The sequence below is a fragment of the Paludibacter sp. 221 genome (genome assembly GCF_010501035.1).
GTDB lineage: Bacteria > Bacteroidota > Bacteroidia > Bacteroidales > Paludibacteraceae > QVMH01.
The window spans coordinates 1-935 of the sequence record NZ_QVMH01000100.1; the positions used below are offsets into that span (position 1 = coordinate 1).

Consider the following 935-nt stretch of genomic DNA (forward strand, 5'->3'; position numbering starts at 1 on the left):
TATATACTATCATACCATCGAAATAGGTAGGGAAAGTAATACCGTCGGCAAAGCCGTCTTTTACATCGGTAAATTCGAAGGTGGTCAAGTCTACACTTGGGATAACCAGTCCTTTACCTATGTTGTTATCCACGCCTGCTGCTAAGGAAAAATTGGTACTGCCATCGATAAATGCATTTGAGTTGGGAATACCGTTCTGAACGGTACCGTTGCTCAGGAGCTGCGCATGCGTGCTCAGTATTGTTACAAATAGTGTTATGCTTAATAATATTATTTTTTTCATCTTGTTTGTGTTTTTAATTGTCTGTCATCTATTGCCGGTGTATATGCCGGTTTTTATTTGGAAACGCTTATCCATCTGCTGCCTGTATTGTCCCAAATAAACAATGCACCACGACCGGGAGTCATACTGGTACCTTGACCGAAAATCCATTTGGGATCATTGTCGAAGTTATTACCTGAACCACCCGAATTATTATTCATGATATAAACCACTTTGCCATCGTGAGCGGCTGTTAAGACCGGCATAGTGATGTTTACCGAAGCGCTGTGTTCGGTAATCACTACATCGTCGTCGGCCTGTACGGTATAGGCCGCGTCTTTTACCGAAACTATTTTTTTGGTTGGTGAACCGGGAACCCATTTTTGTGCTGTACCATCCCATGTGAGGGTTTGTCCATTGGTAGCACCCATCTGGTGCAGTTTGTCGGCAGTAACTGATGCGTTGGCAAGTTTGCCGGTGGTTACGCCTAAGTCGGTCAGGCTTACGGTAGTTGTTGCACCCGAAGTTGTTGCGCTTACACCGTCGTCGCCCGAAACGGCAGTTACCTCACTAGGCAACACAAGGCGAACCCAAGCGCTACCGTTATTGTAATACAGACCTGCCGGAGCTTCTGCGTTACCGGGAGTGTTATACACTATCATACCCGCTACGT

The 935-nt window shown here is 45.7% G+C and carries 2 protein-coding genes; both read right to left on the bottom strand.

Annotation, left to right across the window (positions count from 1 at the left end):
* Positions 1-283 (bottom strand): hypothetical protein (locus D0T49_RS12900; RefSeq protein WP_203583487.1); only part of this gene is annotated, 283 nt, incomplete at its 3' end.
* Positions 284-336: 53 nt separating this feature from the next.
* Positions 337-935 (bottom strand): hypothetical protein (locus D0T49_RS12905; protein ID WP_203583488.1); only part of this gene is annotated, 599 nt, incomplete at its 5' end.